At 48.6% G+C, this 14,604-nt stretch carries 18 protein-coding genes; 13 read left to right on the top strand and 5 right to left on the bottom strand.

Annotated elements, in window-relative coordinates; translation table 11 throughout:
• The first annotated feature begins 598 nt into the window (after positions 1-598).
• The 13 genes from QMN38_RS18720 (at position 599) to QMN38_RS18660 (ending at position 8,577) form a co-directional block, all read left to right on the top strand.
• Positions 599-1,732: a hypothetical protein gene (locus QMN38_RS18720; protein WP_048998195.1), complete on the top strand. Its 1,134-nt coding sequence runs from the start codon at positions 599-601 to the stop codon at positions 1,730-1,732.
• Between the two features lie 168 nt (positions 1,733-1,900).
• The gene (locus QMN38_RS18715; RefSeq protein WP_049016519.1) at positions 1,901-2,773 is read left to right on the top strand and encodes a GTPase family protein; all 873 of its coding nucleotides are present in this window, start codon (positions 1,901-1,903) and stop codon (positions 2,771-2,773) included.
• A 100-nt stretch (positions 2,774-2,873) separates the two neighbouring features.
• Positions 2,874-3,698, top strand: a complete 825-nt coding sequence (locus QMN38_RS18710; RefSeq protein WP_048998193.1) for a DUF932 domain-containing protein — start codon at positions 2,874-2,876, stop codon at positions 3,696-3,698.
• Positions 3,699-3,906: 208 nt separating this feature from the next.
• Complete coding sequence (locus tag QMN38_RS18705) at positions 3,907-4,617, top strand: DeoR family transcriptional regulator (protein WP_048998192.1); 711 nt, start codon at positions 3,907-3,909, stop codon at positions 4,615-4,617.
• A 25-nt stretch (positions 4,618-4,642) separates the two neighbouring features.
• Positions 4,643-5,179: a DUF4339 domain-containing protein gene (locus QMN38_RS18700; protein ID WP_048998191.1), complete on the top strand. Its 537-nt coding sequence runs from the start codon at positions 4,643-4,645 to the stop codon at positions 5,177-5,179.
• 51 nt (positions 5,180-5,230) lie between these two features.
• On the top strand, positions 5,231-5,797 hold the full coding sequence (locus tag QMN38_RS18695) for a hypothetical protein (protein ID WP_323605594.1): 567 nt from the start codon (positions 5,231-5,233) through the stop codon (positions 5,795-5,797).
• Positions 5,798-5,886: 89 nt separating this feature from the next.
• Positions 5,887-6,297: a hypothetical protein gene (locus QMN38_RS18690; RefSeq protein WP_048998189.1), complete on the top strand. Its 411-nt coding sequence runs from the start codon at positions 5,887-5,889 to the stop codon at positions 6,295-6,297.
• Between the two features lie 77 nt (positions 6,298-6,374).
• The gene (locus QMN38_RS18685) at positions 6,375-6,614 is read left to right on the top strand and encodes a DUF905 domain-containing protein (protein ID WP_048998188.1); all 240 of its coding nucleotides are present in this window, start codon (positions 6,375-6,377) and stop codon (positions 6,612-6,614) included.
• 102 nt (positions 6,615-6,716) lie between these two features.
• The gene (locus QMN38_RS18680) at positions 6,717-7,175 is read left to right on the top strand and encodes an antirestriction protein (RefSeq protein WP_049016518.1); all 459 of its coding nucleotides are present in this window, start codon (positions 6,717-6,719) and stop codon (positions 7,173-7,175) included.
• A gap of 15 nt (positions 7,176-7,190) precedes the next feature.
• Entirely contained in the window at positions 7,191-7,667 is a 477-nt protein-coding gene (locus QMN38_RS18675) for a JAB domain-containing protein (RefSeq protein WP_049016517.1), read from the top strand.
• A gap of 8 nt (positions 7,668-7,675) precedes the next feature.
• Complete coding sequence (locus tag QMN38_RS18670) at positions 7,676-7,897, top strand: DUF987 domain-containing protein (RefSeq protein WP_048997881.1); 222 nt, start codon at positions 7,676-7,678, stop codon at positions 7,895-7,897.
• A gap of 18 nt (positions 7,898-7,915) precedes the next feature.
• Positions 7,916-8,233, top strand: a complete 318-nt coding sequence (locus QMN38_RS18665) for a type IV toxin-antitoxin system YeeU family antitoxin (RefSeq protein ID WP_048997880.1) — start codon at positions 7,916-7,918, stop codon at positions 8,231-8,233.
• A gap of 20 nt (positions 8,234-8,253) precedes the next feature.
• Positions 8,254-8,577: a TA system toxin CbtA family protein gene (locus QMN38_RS18660; RefSeq protein ID WP_048997879.1), complete on the top strand. Its 324-nt coding sequence runs from the start codon at positions 8,254-8,256 to the stop codon at positions 8,575-8,577.
• A gap of 1,020 nt (positions 8,578-9,597) precedes the next feature.
• On the opposite strand, the gene QMN38_RS18655 is transcribed toward QMN38_RS18660, so the two are convergent.
• From QMN38_RS18655 to QMN38_RS18630, 5 genes are all read right to left on the bottom strand, one after another.
• A complete protein-coding gene (locus QMN38_RS18655) occupies positions 9,598-10,725 on the bottom strand; it encodes a PAAR domain-containing protein (protein WP_271454685.1) in 1,128 nt (375 codons plus the stop codon).
• A gap of 10 nt (positions 10,726-10,735) precedes the next feature.
• The gene (locus QMN38_RS18650; protein ID WP_323605590.1) at positions 10,736-11,197 is read right to left on the bottom strand and encodes a hypothetical protein; all 462 of its coding nucleotides are present in this window, start codon (positions 11,195-11,197) and stop codon (positions 10,736-10,738) included.
• A gap of 442 nt (positions 11,198-11,639) precedes the next feature.
• A complete protein-coding gene (locus tag QMN38_RS18645; protein ID WP_271449895.1) occupies positions 11,640-12,842 on the bottom strand; it encodes a lactate oxidase in 1,203 nt (400 codons plus the stop codon).
• Positions 12,843-12,855: 13 nt separating this feature from the next.
• Positions 12,856-13,422, bottom strand: coding sequence for a YceI family protein (locus QMN38_RS18640; protein ID WP_323605587.1), 567 nt, complete (start codon positions 13,420-13,422; stop codon positions 12,856-12,858).
• 426 nt (positions 13,423-13,848) lie between these two features.
• Positions 13,849-14,385 carry a GNAT family N-acetyltransferase gene (locus tag QMN38_RS18630; protein WP_271442345.1) on the bottom strand — a complete coding sequence of 179 codons (537 nt, stop codon included), beginning with the start codon at positions 14,383-14,385 and terminating at the stop codon, positions 13,849-13,851.
• Positions 14,386-14,604: the final 219 nt, after the last annotated feature.

Genomic DNA, 14,604 nt, shown 5'->3' with positions numbered 1-14,604 from the left:
TTATTCCACAGGTGACGCCGAGTGTTTCCGGTGAAACGGCGGGCAATGGTGGTTACGTCACTACCCTGTATACGTATACCTCTGTCAGCTGAAAATACCCACCTCTCTGTCAACAGAGAAGTACAGTGGTTGACTACCGTTAAATAATCGAAGCAAAGCATGATGTATCACGGCGATGACCAGTGACCACGAGGTGCTGCTCAACTCTGCATAGGTACCGGTGCAGTTGTAAAAAGCAGCGGCGATCATTTGTGACTTCGTGTTTTACCTGCGAGTTGATGAAGCCGTTTCGTTAAATGTCAGATTCAGTGACCTGTAGCCTGCGCTACCTGAGAAAGATGATGACTTGTAATGTTTCTTCTGCCTGACAAAATAGATGCTTGCATTGACATGGTATTATCCTGTTGGTTTATCACATGACATGCTTGTAACTCATTGATTTTTTATTTTTAACATCTGGATTTACCCTACGTTTTTACTACGTTTTTGTTTTGTTTTTTATTTAACTTTAAATCAATTATTAGTCATTATTTCTATTGTTTTTTTACGGTTTTAATACGTAAGATAATCAAAATCAATCACAGCAATTGGTGAAAAAATGAACGAAGACAGGAAGGGTTACGCTGAAGAAAGCCGCGCATGGGAAAAAGAGCGTGTCGAAAAAGAGTACATCAGGCTAGATAAGCAATTTTCAGAAAAGCACTCGTGGTTAAAAAACAAGCTAAAATGGCTAAATAAAGAACCCCGGGCAGCATTTTTTTATTTTTTTTATCTGGCTCTATATGGCGAAAACACCATAGATAAGTGCGCTCAAAAGGTAGCTAAAAGCTTTGTTGATCCATTTTCAGCAGAGGCACTCGGTACAGTTAAATTTGACCTGACCATAAGTGAAAAACCATCAGTCCATCAGGGGGATGGGGTGGCCTCATTAGGAGTGATGACATCGGACTTCAATCTTGATGTTCCCGAAAATAAACCAGACGCAGAGACATCAGAACCACAAAACAGCTTGTTGTTGTTAGCCTCCGATAAGCAAGAAACTCTGGAGGGTGATTTAGATGAACTTATCAGGATACTTCAACCTTCTACGTTAAAAAATAAACCCGCCAATGGTGTTTTCTTCCCAAACTTTGTTGCACATGTAAAGGGTGTCGAAAATATTATTAGATTCGTTACAAATACATTTTTATATTTAGATGCAAAGAATATCGCCAGTTTGACAACAAAAATAAATGATGCATGGTCTAAAGTTTACGCAGATTTTCCAGAAGTTTTTTCATGGATGGACATTAAAAATGAGGAGCAATGTGTGTGGGTATGGGAAACAATGAAAAACAAAGGTGTTTCGCCCCCACTTAATCCTCTTAATAATTACCAGCGTTGGTATTTTATCTGCGCAACTTTTGATTTCTGGAATGGCTGGACGAATGCGCAGCTTGAAGAGTTGAAGAGGAGTCGTAAAAAAGTAAGTCAGCAATTTCTTGTGTTAACGGAGTCACCTACTGCTCCCCAGAAACACAAAGCAGTATTGATGGATGAGCTTGAAAAAGCCTGGGGTCAGCAACTTCGAAGGAAGAAATCTAAAACTGGCGTCGATGCTTTAAAATTACCTACTAAATCAAAAAAACAGCTTTTCAAATTGTCGAATCATTATGGTGTATCGGAAACGGAAATTATGGTGAATCTTCTTGAGCATAAATATTCTGAAATTATAAAGAGTGATAAAGGTTGAAATTTTAGATGCACACATGTTTCATGGGTGTTGTATTTATTTTAACTAAATAACGCCCTCTCATTCCAAATAATCTCAGACAGATATTATCGGCATGACCATCCCCCTAAACCCACGAGAATTGCTGTGTTCCTCGCGGGTTTTCTTTTATCTGTCAGAGGTGACTTCATGAATGAACACGATGGCCTGCAGGGTGTCACGCAGTCTGTTGCTACGCTACCCGATACAGTCAGAAAACACATTCTGGCGCATATCAGCAAGCTGATAAATTACGAGCCGGTGATTGGTGTGATGGGTAAAACCGGAGCGGGTAAATCATCGTTGTGTAATGCGCTGTTTGCCGGAGAAATGTCCCCGGTCAGTGATGTGTCGGCCTGTACCCGTGAGCCCCTGCGCTGCCGGTTGCAAGTCGGGCGGCACAGCATGGTGCTAATAGACCTGCCGGGTGTCGGTGAAAGTGAGGTCCGCGACCGGGAATATCGGGCGCTGTACCGGCGTCAGTTGCCGCAACTGGACCTGGTGTTGTGGGTGATTAAAGCCGATGACCGGGCGTTGTCGGTGGATGAGCGTTTTTACCGCGAGGTTATTGGCACTCACCGGCATAAGGTATTGTTTGTGGTAAACCAGGTCGACAAGCTGGAGCCCTGCCAGCAATGGAATGCTACCAGCGGCTCTCCATCCTCTCACCAGAAAATCAATCTCAGTCTCAAGCTCAGTGATATCCGCCAGTTATTTACACCATCACATCCGTTACGCGCCGTGTCAGCACGAACGGGATGGGGGCTCGGGTCACTGGTGGAAACAATGATGCGCAGCCTGCCAGCCCGTGCCAGTAGCCCGCTTAGCGCTCAGCTGCATGATAAGTTGCGCAGCGAGCCTGTAAAGTCGCAGGCCCGGGACCGTTTTGGTGAAGCTGCAGGTGAGGTTGTTGATGCAGTTGCTTCGCTGCCTTTTGTGCCGGAGCCGGTGAAATCGCTTATTCTCAGTGTGCGCGATATGGTAGTGAGCACGGTTCGCGCCGTCTGGGATTTCTTCTTCTGAGAGTTTAACCCTTTTCTGTTCCAGTACTTCCAGAGCCCTGTCGCCACTGTGCGACAGGGCTTTCTTTTATCTGTTTTCTGAATCAACAAGGAGTCTGCTTATGACCCGTCTGGCTTCGCGCTTTGGCGCAGCAAACCTTATTCGTCGTGATCGTCCGCTAACCCGTGAAGAGCTGTATCGCGTGGTACCCAGTGTGTTCAGTGAGGACAAACACGAGTCACGTAGTGAAAAATACACCTACATACCCACCATATCCCTGCTGGACAGTCTGCAGCGCGAAGGCTTTCAGCCCTTCTTTGCCTGCCAGACCCGAGTGCGTGACCCAGGGCGTCGTGAGCATACAAAGCATATGCTGCGCCTGCGTCGGGAGGGGCAAATTATCGGCAAACAGGTGCCGGAAATTATTCTGCTCAACTCCCATGATGGCACCAGCTCGTATCAGATGTTGCCGGGATTATTCCGTGCGGTATGTCAGAACGGCCTCGTCTGCGGTGAGTCGTTTGGCGAGGTACGGGTGCCGCACAAAGGAGATGTGGTGAGTCAGGTGATTGAGGGGGCTTATGAAGTACTGGGGATCTTTGACCGTGTGGAAGAAAAACGTGATGCCATGCAGTCGCTGATGCTGCCCCCGCCGGCACAACAGGCTCTGGCACAGGCTGCACTGACGTACCGCTTCGGTGAGGACCACCAGCCGGTGACAGCACCTCAGATACTCTCCCCACGCCGCTGGCAGGATGAGAGCAATGATCTGTGGACCACATACCAGCGTATTCAGGAGAACCTGATTAAGGGCGGGCTCAGTGGACGGAGTGCGAAAGGCGGACGAACGCATACCCGTGCGGTGCGCGGTATTGACGGTGATGTGAAGCTCAACCGGGCTCTCTGGGTGATGGCGGAAGCGATGCTGAGTGGGTTTCAGTCCTGAGCTTGTTATCAATATGTTAGGAAGGGACACTCCTTGTCCGTTTTACCTCCATTGGATTGAGTGTTTTATCACCGCATTCCACGGAGTACCGCGTCGGGCCTGCCTCCGGTGGCAGATAAAAAATAGTTCATTCCATGTCCATACCCTGTCCGCCCCCCTCTTTAGAATCATTTCATATTCAGTCAGTTAATTATTACGGAGATCCGAGATGACACAGGCAGAGCGCCGTCATGACCGGCTGGCTGTCAGGCTGTCACTGATAATCAGCCGCCTGGTTGCCGGTGAAACGCTGAACATGGCGCGGCTGGCTGCAGAGTTTGGTGTGTCAGTCCGTACCCTGCGACGGGATTTTCGCGAACGGCTCATGTACCTCGACCTTGAGTATCGACGGGGGCAATGTCGCCTGCGCAGCACCGGCGGGGGCGTACAGGGCGAGCTGGATGCGCTGACCTTTGCTCACCGGTCCGGACTGGCCGATATCTTTCCGGGGCTGGACCGGCGTCTGGCGGGCATGCTGCTCACAGCAGGAGGGATGCCCTGTCTGGTGTGGCAGCCACCACAGTCTGTGTCACCCGCCATCTCACTGGTGTTCTACCGTCTCGTCAGTGCCATTACCGCCTGCCAGCGGGTACTGTTGCTGGCTGAGGGAGAGCGCTGTGACGGACTGGCCCCGTACCGCCTGATATCACTCGACGGCTGCTGGTACCTCACCGGTGAACTTAACGGGCATATCACCGTGCATCCTCTGACGGCCATTCATGCAGTAACGGTCCTCAATACCACTTTTATCCCGAAAAAACGTCTCAGCCAGCTAACCACACAGGCGGGCTTTATCCGGGCTCTTCCGCACTTCAGTTTCATCCATGAAGTTTTGTCACAGGTTGCTGATAACGGGGAATCGGGATGGACTTCATTTTAATAACCTCTGTTAAGAAGGAAAAGCTATGACCTGGCATTACGAAAAAAATGGCATACGTCACGACAATGTGACCGAAGACGACATCACTGGCCTGATTGTGCGCGGTGAACTGACGGCAACCACGCTGGTGTGGCGACAGGGTATGACGGATTGGCAACCGGTCTCCGCCACCCCGCTGGCTTCGGCGCTGCTCCACAGCACCACACCACCAGCACTGCCGGGGAGCCGCATTCCGGGCGGAGTGGTATGGACGCTGGCATTTGCGCCTTTTATTGGTTATGCGCTCGAGCTTTGGACGGCAGGGCTGAACGGGATGGCGTTTGAGGAAGCGTATGAGGCCGTCTCGGGTGGGCAGTACTGGTTTATCACGCTGTTGCTCAATATCGCTCTAGGGTATCTCGATGAACGCCGTCTGCGTAAGGCCGGAGTGGATACCACCACGTTCGGCAAACTGGCCTGGCTGGTACCGTTCTATCTGTGGCGGCGGGCGAAAACCCTCGGTCAGAAACCGGCTTACTTCTGGGTATGGCTGGCAATGCTGGTTCTGGCCGTTATGGCCTGAATCCTGCTCAGACAACAACATGCCTATATGATGCAATAAAAGGATATCACGATGAAAAAAAGACTCACTACTCTGGCTGTCACAGGGCTCCTGCTGCTCACGACCAGCGCACATGCCTACGATGTCACCGGTCGTCTCACCAACTGGTACGACATGAAGAAAAGCGGCTGGACCTCTGCGAATGGCTATGATGATGTGAAAATGCTCAATGCGCTTGGGTTGAAGGCTGACATCATTGGTTATTATCCGTGGACGAATACATTTTTGCTGCGCCAGGCCTATAACACCCCTCTGTATCTAGCTGACAAAAAAACAAAAACCGTCCGTTACCTGAACCTGAAAACGGCTAGCGGATATGCTTCTGATCTTGATGTGGTGTACCAGGGTGAGGATAACGGTAAAGGGTGTTACTTCAGTATCGTCGATACACAGGTGCAGCTTGAGATGGTTAATAAAAAGGCGGAGCCCCGTGTATTGATGGTGCTGCCTGAAAGCTGCATAAATAAACAACAACTGGCTGCCATTAAGGCCAGGCAGACAGAAAAGGATCGCCAACTGCAACAGTGGGCCTCTCAGCAAAGCCTAAAAGAACTGTGCCGCCGTACCGGTAACTGCTGAGCATCTGATTAAAGACGTTTTAAATCACACCAGATGCCCTGCAAATATATCGGGTGTCATCTGGCACCCATTAATTCAGGAAGAATGCCATGTTAAGTATTATCACTTCAGCCATATCCGCCCTCATTCTGTTGCTCGCCACCTTCAGTGCCAGTGCCGCTCAGCTTCCGGCAAACCTGATGGATAAAGACAATCCCGGCCAGGAGTACTGGTGCCAGGGAAACGACATCAACACCTCCATGTGCTCACTGACCGGTGTCAGCGACGACCATAAATTTGCCCTGATTCAGGACCTGCCGGGCCCGGCCTGTGAAGACTTAAGCTTCGGGGTTATCGACCTGGTGCACCAGACCGGTGTCAACATTCCTTACGACGGTGGTGACTGCAAGGGCGATGTGCAGGCCGGGTTTGTGCGCGGCACGAAAGATAATGCCCTGTATGTGAAGATTGTCCGGGGCAGCAAAACCTTACGGCTGTATAAGGTGCAAACCGGTTACTGACAATCCCCCTACACATGCAAACTCCCACAGCCCCTGACGCATCTGCGTCAGGGGCTTTTGTTTTTAAGGTACATCGAATGCCTGAATCTCACATGCTGCCACCGGGACCTTTTACCCGACAGCAGGCCGAAGCAGTTACCCGCCGGTATCGCAACATCGGCATTGAAGACGACCAGGGTAGTCACTTCCGCCTGGTGGTTCGCGACGCCGAAGGCCGGATGGTCTGGCGGGCATGGAACTTTGAACCGGATGCCGGTGAAGGGCTTAACCGTTATATCCGCAGGTCAGGTATCCGCACTGACATTTTCACCCGCTGACCCCGAATCATTTACCACCAATATTTAACCTTCCTGAACCCACTTTATTACCCCATGCGCCAGCCATCGTCGCTGGCATTTTTTATTAATGGAGATATACCCATGACTACAGCGACACAAAACAACCTCGCATCTGCTAACGAATCCGAATTTGAACTGACCGTAACGCAGCTACCTGACGAACAGCGTATCTGCTTCTGGCCGCAGCACTTTGGCACCATTCCACAATGGACAACGCTGGAACCGCATATTTTCGCCTGGATGGGCCGCTTCTGTGCGGATTACAGCGGTGGTATCTGGTCCTTTTACACCCTCAGCAATGGCGGCGCGTTTATGGCCCCTGATGCTGACAGTGACGATAAATGGCATCTGTTCAACAGCATGAACGGCAATGGTGCAGATATGAGTGCAGACGCTGCCGGTATCGCGGTCTGCCTGATTGAATACAGCCACCATGCCTGCCGTACAGAGTGTGACGCAATGACCGCGCACTATTACCGCCTGCGGGACTACGCCCTGCAGCATCCAGAAGCCCACGCCATTCTGCGCATCATTGACTGACCGGAGGAACAACGAATGAAACAGCTTTCCTTTTTACCCGGCGAGATGACGCCACAGGACCGGCATCTCATTCAGCGGGCGCTGAGGATTCTTGACCGGCATCTGCATGAGCCCGGGGTGGCCTTCACCTCCACTCACGCCGTCCGGGAGTGGCTGCGACTGCATATGGCCGCGCTTGAGCGGGAAGAGTTCCGGGTATTGTATCTGGACAACCAGAATCAACTGATTGCCCATGAGACGCTCTTTACCGGCACGATTAACCGCACCGAGGTGCATCCCCGGGAAGTAGTCAAACGTGCACTGCACTTCAATGCGGCGGCGGTGATACTGGCGCATAACCATCCTTCCGGCGAGACGACGCCCAGCCTAGCCGACAAAACCCTCACGCAGCGGCTGGTGCAGGTACTTCAGCTGGTGGATATCCGTGTCCCTGACCACCTGATTGTCGGCGGCAGGCAAATTTATTCGTTCGCTGAACACGGTCTGCTGTGAGGTATGACATGAAAATTATCAGTAAACGCCGGGCAATGACGATATACCGCCAGCATCCGGCCTCACGCATTTTTCGATACTGCAGTGGAAAATATCAGTGGCACGGTAGCGTCTGCCATTACACCGGCAGGGACGTGCCGGATATCTCAGGTGTCCTGGCGGTATACGCCGAACGTCGCCAGGACCGCAACGGGCCGTATGCCTGCCTGATGAGTATTACCCTGAACTGACAATAACGGAGGTTATCAATGAGCAACATCACATGGGGCCTGCAGCGGGATATTACGCCACGCCTGGGAGCCCGTCTGGTACAGGAGGGGAACCGGCTGCATTATTTAGCTGACCGGGCCAGCATCACCGGCCAGTTCAGTGACGCAGAATGCCGGAAGCTGGATGTGGCATTTCCGTACTTTATCCGCCAGATGGAATCCATGCTGACTACCGGTGAACTGAATCCTCGCCACACCCACTGCGTCACTCTGTACCGCAACGGTTTCACCTGCGAAGCCGATACCCTTGGCAGTTGCGGCTACGTATATATCGCCATTTATCCCACTCAGCGCTAATAACTTCCACGAGAGCAAACATGAAATCTCAACCTGCAACAACTCAGCGGGCGGCGAAGCCCTGCCTGTCACCCGTGGATGTCTGGCAAATGTTACTGACACGTCTGCTGGAACAGCACTATGGTCTCACCCTCAACGACACACCATTCAGTGAGGAACGTGTTATACAGGAACATATCGATGCCGGTATCACGCTGGCTGATGCCATTAACTTTCTAGTGGAAAAGTACGAACTGGTTCGTATCGATCGCAGAGGGTTTAGCTGGCAAGAACAAACGCCATATCTCACGATTATTGATATCATGAGGGCCCGCCGGGATCTGGGTTTATTAAATCGTAATTAGTCTGATACTAACGGTGTCGCTGCTTTCGAGTATGCCTGCCATTTGCTATCATCTCGCTTCCTGCTGATTTATCGACAAAGGTAATTACTTGAATTCAAAGCCTCTGTGCTTTGGGGGTATCTTTGGGGGTATAAGTTAAGATATAACTTGAAAACTCTATGTTTTTCAAGTTATTGATTGGCTTGTTCTAATCCCTTCGCCCGCTCCAGATCTCTCCCCTTGTTGCAAAACACCGCCAGCTACTGGCTTAATGTGTTTCGCTATCAACAACTTACTTAACATAAGTTGTCTATGATCGTTCTACCATTGAACGACGATCTACCAACAAGAGGTACACTGTTAGTTGTCACGGATAGTTACTATGGAAGTAAGAGTATAACTATTCGACGGCGGCAGTTCCAACCTCACACCGCGATAGCACAACGTGAAGGCAAAGCCTGACCCGGGCATTGATTCTCATAACCTTACAGTGAAGCGCATTTTTTGCCGATGCTCCCACATGCTACACGTCGCGATGACGTTGCAGGGAATAAACAGGTTTTATGGTGGTCACGGTACTTGCACACCACATGCAAGCTCTGCCAGCGGTTCGGCCTCGCTCCTTCGGGTACATGGTCATCCTGATAAACTTCACTGTCTGACATACCCTGATGTTGTCGCCTGACGGCTCCGCGCGTTGTCTTACCACCAACGGGCATTAGGCTTGTATTGTCTAAAATCAGGGAGAAGGGGAAAGGCTGGATTTCTCCAGCCTTTGACGGTCATCTCACTTTCTTGAAGATGATCAGGATCAACACGGTAGAAATGATGTAACCGAAGAGAGAAACATCAATCAGTCTGTCGTAATACTGTTCAAAATCAGCCACCACAGCATTACAGGCTTCAATAGTGATCGTTTTTTCATTGAGTATGTCAGTGTATTTTCTCGTTATCCCATAATCTAATACATTGACCAAAATGGATGCTATGTAGAGGAAAGAGATCGTGATTATGCTCCCCCATCGGATGAAACATTTTGTTCTACTCGTCAAGGTCATATGAACCACCCAAGAATCCACCAACCGTACCGCCAGAATAACCAGAAGCCGAACCTAATGTAGAGGCTCCCGCAGCAAGGTTTTTCTCCATAGCATTTTCTTCACCAAGAGTGTAATTATCTATGTTTGGATACTGCTCTTTAAATTCATTGGTAACTTCAGTTACTTGCATTGAGTTTAGGCTGCTGCTCTTGCGCATAAGATAATTTTGCAGAGATAAAGGCACTGCAAAATCTTCCACGCCTTCAATCGGTAATTGCGTTGTAGTCGATGTGTAGCTTGTTTCGAAAATGTTTGAGCCAGATTTACGAATTACCTGAACAGTGTGAGTTGTACAGTTGCTACCAGTAAGATCATAGACGTCAATTACTCTTCCCCTGCGTTTGGTTCTTTCACCCATTTTCTCAGTAGGGATTGGCTTTGCTCCTGAGTTCCAAAGGTTTTCAAACAATGAACGTGTCTCCACTATGGATGCATCATCAATTTTGAATACCCGAGCATTAACTTTGTAAAGTTCTTCACGGTAGTAGCTACGAGCATCGTCACCGGTAAAGAAGTTAAGTATTCCATCGCCTGTAAAGTTAGCTGGTCCTCTTCGACCAAAGCGCCCGTAGGTGTAAACGTAGATCGAGTTATTTTCATGCACCGAAACGAAAGCGTGTCCTGCATCGGTGATTTCTGTCCAGATGTAAACGCCGTTCAATAGCTGGTTATCTTCTGGCTTGCAGGTGTCAGCAAAGCTGTTTTGTTTCTTCGCTGCCTGTGCATGTTGCACTGGCTCTACAGGTGCTGTCGCCCAAGAAGGGGTATTCACCTCAACGGTGCCCGGCGCGATAAGAAAATTAGTACCCTGTGGACAACCGCAGAGGATTTCAGCACCATCCACGGCGACTGCGGCGCTATTTGAGCAGCGAGGATCACCGCTCACTATCACCCCCACTTTCCCGCATTTAGGGCAAGGGGTGGTCTTATCGCCGATATAGAGTTTCCACTTGCCCATGACAGACATACCGGGGCGGGCGGCAATACATTGTGCGCCTGTAGAGGTTTTATCTCCGTGTAGACCAACGTTCTTACCGTGAACTGTGCAGCCTCTGTTAACCGATGCCATAGTGACCGCCTTATTTCAGAAAGTTTTCTGGCAACGATTCCCCTGCTCGGACTACTCTTCTTCCGGCATTCTGTGGGCTACTGATAATTTCGTCGCCGTTGTCGAGTAAGCTACCGACAAGAGCGGCGGAGTCACCAGAGGTATTGCCTACTCCAGTGCTGATTTTCGCGGTGGTTCCATCTGGATAACGAACTTCATCACCCACAAGAGATACATTTAGGCGTGTTCCGTCTTCAATTTCGATCTGCTGCCCGTTGTATTCACTGATAACCGTTCCCCCGTTGCGGGTTAAGCTACCCTCTGTAGCAATCAGATAAGCGGCTGTAACTGGGTGAGCGAGGTTATAGGCGTTTCCTTCAGCGATCAGATTACGGGTTTCTTCGTTCATTTCCGCGAGCTGTTCGGCTGTGAATGGTGACTGGTCAAATGCTGCCAGCATTTCGGCGGTAAGTTCATTGGTGTATTGCTTCATAGGTCCCTCTACTTGCTATGGAAATAATTTAATTGGCTATTTTACAAACAATAACCGCATGAGCAACAAGTATTAGACTTAAGTAAAACTACATTTCGTATCAGCCAGTAAAGGGGGCAACTCCTCTTCAAATGTTGCACTGTTCGGACGGTCTGATCGTGACGGTTTTGGTGTAATTGGCGTTGTTGTAGATGCAGAATGTGTACCTTCTTAAAAGGCCATCTCATTGACCTCCTGGCTAACGGCTTGCTCGTCTAAATCCAGATAGCGTCTGGTGTCGGTGATGTTGCCGCGATTTAGCACTGTCATAGTTATCTGGTGAATAAATAAAATACCGGCCATAGTGGCCGGTATTCAGCATTATTATCTATTCTTTAATAATGGCTCTGGTGAGTGGAATAGAGGGGGCTAATATTTCATGCCGTTAACCCAAAGTATGCTCTTATTCTTCCAGATCACGTAAGGTCAACAATTTGGTTTTTTTCACCTGTTCGATATCTTTGGTTCCACCGAGCATCATATTGATGACTAATTCTTTGTTGAGTTGCTCGACAACAGAAGCAACACCTTGAGCTCCGCCGAGGTTTAGACCGTACAGGACAGGACGTCCAATAGCCACGATATCAGCGCCGCTAGCGATAGCTTTAAATACATGTGAACCACGACGTACACCACTATCAAAAATAATTGGCACGCGTTTATTTACAACTTTTGCGATAGAGGGCAGTACATCAAATGAGGATGGCCCACTATCGAGTTGTCTTCCCCCGTGGTTAGAAACCCAGATAGCTGCAGCTCCGGCCTTAATAGCAACCTCTGCATCTTCCGGCGACTGAATTCCTTTCACAATGACTGGCAGACCGGAGATTTGGTGAACGTATTTAATATCTTCCGGAGTGAAGGCTTGTTTGGCTTGTGCGTAAATTTCGCTGATACCAGAACCTTTGCCTGTTTTTGAACCGTCATCACTCTGCTTCGCAAACATCTCAAGATTTGCGAAGCCGAGAGGGAACTGGAAATTATTCTTTATATCGTCTTCGCGATATCCACCAACAGGTGAATCGACTGTCAGAATGATCGCTTTTGCACCATGTTTAACCGCTTCATTTAATATAAATTCGTTAAATTTATTATTTTTACTCATATAGAGCTGGAAGAAGAACGGATTTCCCCCTGATGCTCTGGAAACATCCTCAATGGTTTTATTTCCGTAGGTGCTTAAAGAGAAAATTGAACCAACCTGGGCCATCCCTCTGGCTGTGGCGAGTTCACCGGTTTCGTGCGCCAGACCCTGGGCTGCCATTGGCGCCTGGATAATTGGTGTTTTTAGCGGAATGCCCAGCAAGCTGGTTGAAAGATTGATATTTTTTAATTCAATACCTTGCAATACTCGTGGAACGATAAATTTCTTATCAAAGCTCTCGGTATTGCTGCGCAGATTATTTTCATCTTCCGCGCCTCCACGAATATAACCAAATGCTCCCTTTTCCATTCTGGCTTTTACTTGATTTTCAAGAGAGTCAATGTTAACCATTTTAATGGGGTGCTCTTCGGTGCTGGCTTTATATGCTTCGGCCTGCGCCAGACCCGATGACATCATCATAGCCACAGAGGCTATGGCCAGAACTGTTTTATTCACTTTCATTCTTACTTCCTTGTTATTGGCGTATTGCTTCAGCCTGAATGTTAATATCAACTGTTTTGCTCATTCCTATGTTGACGAGATAATCAACCCCCCATTGGGTACGATCAATTTTTGCAGAGAAATCACCACCGCAGACCTGAGCGTTGAAAACCGGACTCATATAGCAGCCGAATTTTGTCGTCGTTAACGTGACAGGTTTAGTAACCCCCTTCATCGTCAACATCCCTTCAATGGAGGTAGGTTTGCCCTCAGAGAAGTTCCATTTTGTTGATTTGAATACAATATCCGGATATTTTTCTGCATCGAGTATATCGCTGCTACGGATATGCTTGTCAAATGCTTCCAGACCGGTATTTAGAGACTTTACAGGAATGGTTACCTGCAGTTCACCTTGCTGTTTCTCTGGAAGATATTTCACTTCTCCGCTGATGGAGTAAAAGCCACCATGGTTAGTTGATGTCTGAAAATGGTCGATATTAAATGTCGCATTCGTATGCGTACTATCTAATTTATATATTTCGGCATGTGCAATATTCACAAAACCTAATGCGCATACTGCGATCAATATGTTCTTGTTCATGGTGTAACCTCAGAGATAGAAAACAGATGCATTTATAATTCATGTGTTATAACCCGTCCAGATTGAAAAGTGGGAAGCAGTGTCCCATTTATAGAACGATAGGGGGTGCAGGGGGATTATTCGCTATTGAATAATCCCCCTGCATCACTTTAGAATTATAAGAGTATATTAGATTTAATATTAACCACTCAATCTCTGATAACGCTTATAAAAATAAATTTACCTGCGATAACTGGTTATCCTTGAATGAGATATTCTTTATGTTCCAAAACGCCCCGCAGATGCGGTGAGCCTGATGAGGTGCAGGAAATCCTCCCGGATGCGCAAAAAGGTGCTTTCGCAAAGGAAGATGGCGTGTAGCTGGTAGGTAAAGCAGGCAAACGGCCTTAATTAGTATTAAGGGGGGCTTCCCCCCTCCGTTTTCCCTCAGAGTATCACGCCAGCATCGGGCGGCAGTGTGCTGTTACCTTCACCCAGATTACGTTGTAGCAATACGGTATCGAGCCAGCGACCATGCTTGAAGCCAATATTCTTTAGCGTGCCGACCTCGGTAAATCCGACCTGTTGGTGGACTTTCAGCGATCCCTGATTATTGCTGTCGCCGACGATGGCAATCATCTGTCGGTAGCCGTGTGTTTCTGCCCATGTAATGACATGGTGTAGTAGCGCTTTGCCCGCACCCTGACGTTGTGCTGCCGGATCAATATAAATCGAATCTTCGAGCGTATAACGGTAGGCATAGCGTTCACGGTAGCGGGTGAGATAACAGTAACCGATGACTTTTTCGTCCTGCAGGGCCACAACCCACGGCAACCCCAGCTCGCGGATCTTAGTCAGGCGAACAAGCATTTCGCGGGTATCTGGCGGATCAGTCTCAAAGCTGGCAGTTCCGTGAAGAACATGATGTGCGTAGATAGTATGGATAGCGGGGATATGCTTTTCTTCTGCGTTAACGATTTTCATTGACCAGCTCCCGTTGGCGTCTTTTGCCAGATTACCTGAAAGAATGCGCAAAGGGTAAGCGCAAACGCTTATGGCTCAATGGACATCATTCAATAGCATTAGGCTTGTATTTTGTAAGGGTAAAAATTGATTGTCGTTGATATCGCCAATAATTTAACAAATAGATAAGTACAGTTTTGTGGAATGATAAATACACTTGGGCATAGTGAAATTAACAAT

It is taken from the genome of Citrobacter sp. R-1.5.2 (assembly GCF_035064245.1).
GTDB lineage: Bacteria > Pseudomonadota > Gammaproteobacteria > Enterobacterales > Enterobacteriaceae > Citrobacter.
The sequence above is the reverse complement of the archived record's forward strand: the minus strand, read 5'-3'. Positions and strand labels throughout refer to the sequence as shown.